Source organism: Streptococcus oralis subsp. dentisani (assembly GCF_002096685.1).
In the GTDB taxonomy this organism is placed as follows: Bacteria; Bacillota; Bacilli; order Lactobacillales; family Streptococcaceae; genus Streptococcus; species Streptococcus oralis_AD.
The window spans coordinates 1-4,018 of the sequence record NZ_NCVA01000004.1; the positions used below are offsets into that span (position 1 = coordinate 1).

The 4,018-nt window shown below is 40.1% G+C and carries 1 protein-coding gene and 2 pseudogenes; all 3 read left to right on the forward strand.

Features of this window, described 5'->3' with window-relative positions:
• Positions 1 to 530 (forward strand): SIALI-17 repeat-containing surface protein (locus B7705_RS00090; RefSeq protein ID WP_239822321.1); only part of this gene is annotated, 530 nt, incomplete at its 5' end.
• A gap of 165 nt (positions 531 to 695) precedes the next feature.
• A pseudogene (locus B7705_RS10155) lies at positions 696 to 761 on the forward strand (YSIRK-type signal peptide-containing protein); the annotation flags it as partial.
• Positions 762 to 1,082: 321 nt separating this feature from the next.
• A pseudogene (locus tag B7705_RS00095) lies at positions 1,083 to 4,018 on the forward strand (beta-N-acetylglucosaminidase domain-containing protein); the annotation flags it as partial.

Consider the following 4,018-nt stretch of genomic DNA (forward strand, 5'->3'; position numbering starts at 1 on the left):
AAGCAGCAGTCAATGAAGTTCCAGAATTCAAAGGAGGTGCTAACTTTGTAGAAGCAGCAGTCAATGAAGTTCCAGAATTCAAAGGAGGTGCTAACTTTGTAGAAGCAGCAGTAAACGAAGTTCCAGAATTCAAAGGAGGTGCTAACTTTGTAGAAGCAGCAGTAAACGAAGTTCCAGAATACACAGGAACTCTTGCTACTGTAGGAGATCAAGCGGCACCAAGCGTTGAGAAACCTGAATTTAAGGGTGGCGTTAATGCTGTAATGGCTCTAGAACATAAACTTCCAGAGTATCATGGTGTTCTAGCCACGGTAGGAAATGAGGAAGCGCCTGTTCTTGAAAAACCAGATTATCCAGTAGAGCTATTAGCTCATGACCAGACTATAAAACCAAATGTTTCAGTAGTAAAAGAAGAGCAAAATAGATTACCAGAAACAGGTGAGGGAGAATCTGAAACAGCCATTTTCTTGGCAGGTGTTAGCTTGGCCTTGTCAGCAGCCTTGTTAACTGCAAAACGAAAAGAGGATTAGTTTGTGCGTCTAATGCTATCCTATTGGTATAGCTTGGTCGATGATAAAAAATCACATTGATAAATGAGTTGAAGAGATGGAGAGGACTGATTAGGCCTCTCCGTCTTTACTAGTAAAAATGGAATCGTTTACTTTCGCGTTTGGATGAAAGGAGATAAGATAAAGATGGATAAAAATTTTTTCAATAAACGTTGTCATTACAGTATTCGTAAATTCGCTATTGGAGTAGCTTCTATTATGATTGGTGCCAGTATCTTTGGTGTTAATTTAGTAGAGGCAGCAGAAACAGGTAGTGTAGGAGATAAAGAGGGAACTATAACTCAAGCTCAGCCATTGGAAAAGTTACCTGATGAACTTGCAGCAGTTTTGAAGAAAGCAGAAGAAAATGCTGGGAAGGAAGCTAGCTCGACAGTTGGAAATGGAGAAACTACAGGAACGATTGGTTCTACTGATTCGACAAATAATCTTAAACCAGCTGAAGCACCTGGAATTCCAGAGAATGAAACAAAGCCGTCTGAAGCCATGAGTGGAGGACAAAATGATAAAGAAATCGCTAAACCTAGTCAACCAATTACACCTGAAACTCCAAAAGTAGAGCAAACAGGTGATGGAACAGTTGAATTGGCCAATCAATTTACGGCAAGCAAACCAGCTAGCGAAGCCAGTATTGAAGCTGCCAGCAAGAGCTCAGACTATCTCAAAAAAGAGTACAAGGTCTTTCCAACTCCACAAAAAGTGACTTATGGAGAAGGTATCACAGCCCTTCGTAAGCAAGTCAATCTGGTAATGGGCGATCAACTCGATATCTATACTCGCAATCGCTTGAAGAGCGTTTTGCAGGACAATCAAGTATCTTACAAAACTAGTAAAACGGCCGTTTCTGGCGCAACTAATATCTATCTTGGAGTGCATGGACAAGGTTCACAAGCAGAACAAAACTTGTCCAAGGTTTCCGCAGGTCTCTTTGACAAAATTGATGCTTATGCTCTGACCATCAAGGACAACTCTATCTCCATCGTCGGAAAAGACACAGATGCGGTCTTTTATGGTTTGACAACCTTGAAACATATGCTCAAGGAAAGTCAAGTGCCAGTTCTTCGCAATGTGACAGTGGAAGATTACGCTGAAATCAAGAACCGTGGGTTTATCGAAGGTTACTATGGAAATCCATGGTCTAATGAAAATCGTAAAGAATTGATGCGTTATGGAAGTGAATTGAAGTTAACTCAATACTATTTCGCACCAAAAGATGATCCATACCACAATAAGAAATGGCGTGAACTTTACCCAGAAGAAAAACTGGCTGAAATCCGAGAACTTGCACGTGTCGGTAATCAAACGAAAACACGTTATGTTTGGACCATCCATCCATTTATGAACAATCGTATCCGCTTTGGCAATGAAGCGCATTACCAGGCTGATCTTGCAACCATAAAGGCTAAGTTTACTCAGTTGTTGGACGTGGGAGTGCGTGAATTTGGTGTGCTTGCAGATGATGCACCAAGCCCAGTTGGTGGTTACCATAGTTATGTTCGCTTGATGAAGGATATCACAAATTGGTTGACTGAAAAACAAACAGCATACAGTGGTCTCCGTAAAGATATGATTTTTGTTCCTGCCTGGTACATGGGGCAAGGAACTGAAGCTGAACTTCGAACCTTGAATGAACATCTTCCTGAAAATGTCCATTTAACTCTTACTGGTGGAAAGGTCTGGGGGGCTGTTGACCAAACATTCTTAACGAACTTAAAGAAAAATTTAACAGAAGGTGGTAAGACTTACCGTCCAATTCAGTTCTGGATTAACTGGCCATGTAATGATAATACAAAACCCCACCTAATTCTTGGAGGTGGTGAAAAATTCTTACATCCAAATGTTGATTTATCACTTGCACAAGGAATTATGCTAAATCCAATGCAACAATCTGAAGCATCTAAAGTGGCACTTTTTGATATGGCTCAGTATGGATGGAAACAATGGAGAAGTGTAGAAGAAGCAGAACAAATCAACGATATGGCCTTTAACTATGTAGTTAATGATCATTTTGAAGAAAGCAGTGTTTCGAAGGCTTTTCGAGAACTCGGAAAACACATGCGCAATCAAAATAGACCTCCCCATGTCACTAAATTAGAAGAGTCTGTAGAATTGGCTCCAAAATTGACAGAATTCTATAACAAACTCAAATCTGGTCAAAATCTGGATACTGAAAGAAAAGAGTTGAGGGAAATTTTTGCTGGTTTGAAAGCCAATGCTCTATTACTTAAAGAAAAAGGTGATCAGAAATTAATCGAACAAATTCACTATTGGTTAGAGAATACAGTAGATCAAATGAACGCGCTTGAAGCTTTCCTAACAGCTACAGAAGGTCTTACTGAAAAGAATGATGCCAAGGTGTGGGAGTATTATCAGGCCGGAGTCAAACATTATGACCAGTCAGTTAAGTATGCCTTCTTTTACGTTGACCATTATGAATACGCAGAATTTGGTGTCCAACATATTCGACCATTTATCAATAATCTCAAAGAATACTTAGCCTTACATATCCAAGCAATGCTGAATCCAGATAAATTTGTGACAACATTTATTACGAATCGTGCTGGAATAGAAGGCGGATTGAAAGAAGTCACAGATGGTGACTTTGATACACATGTGATTGCCAAAACAACCATTGTGATTGAGAGAGGCGATTATGTAGGCTTGCGCTTTAATAAGGCAATTAAAATACACAAATTAGGTTTCGCTACAGGTACTAATACGGCCGATAATTATACCTTTAGTAATGCTCTTGTTGAATATCAAAATGAACATGGAGAATGGGTAGCCATAACGAGCCCCGCTTATACTGGTAGAGAACGTATTCTGGAATTTAATGACCTCGATATCACAGCTCAAGCTGTTCGTATGATAGCAACAGCTAAGAAGGATAATGCTTGGCTTGCCATGCGTGAAATTGCTGTTAACAGACCCCTAGAATTGGGTAGTAAGAAGGTTAGGGGCACTATTAGTTTAAGTCCAAACCTTGTTTACAAATATGGAACAAGTGTTGTTCATATGCAAGATGGTCGAGAAAACACAGAATCCATGATGGCACATGTTGATCAGACCAATGTCACACCAGCGCAAGCCTGGGTACAAATGGACTTAGGTGGACTGTACAAAGTAAAACGAGTTCATCTGATGCAAGGGGAACGAGACAAACTAGCATCTGGTGTCATCGAATATTCTGCAGATGGTACAAATTGGACAACGCTTCAAAATTTATCAGGGCAACGAACTTCTGATATTGTGCAAGAATTTACAACTCGTTTTGTTCGCATTCGCAATACACAAACCTTAAATAAGTGGTGGAGAATTGCGGAATTTACAGTAGATGTCGATAGTCCAAATCTTGACTTAACAGACACCAACGTTGATGCCTTGAAGGAAACACCAGTGGTGGATAGCTTAGGCAGTTACGAACTTCAAATTCCAGCTGGAACCAAACTCCC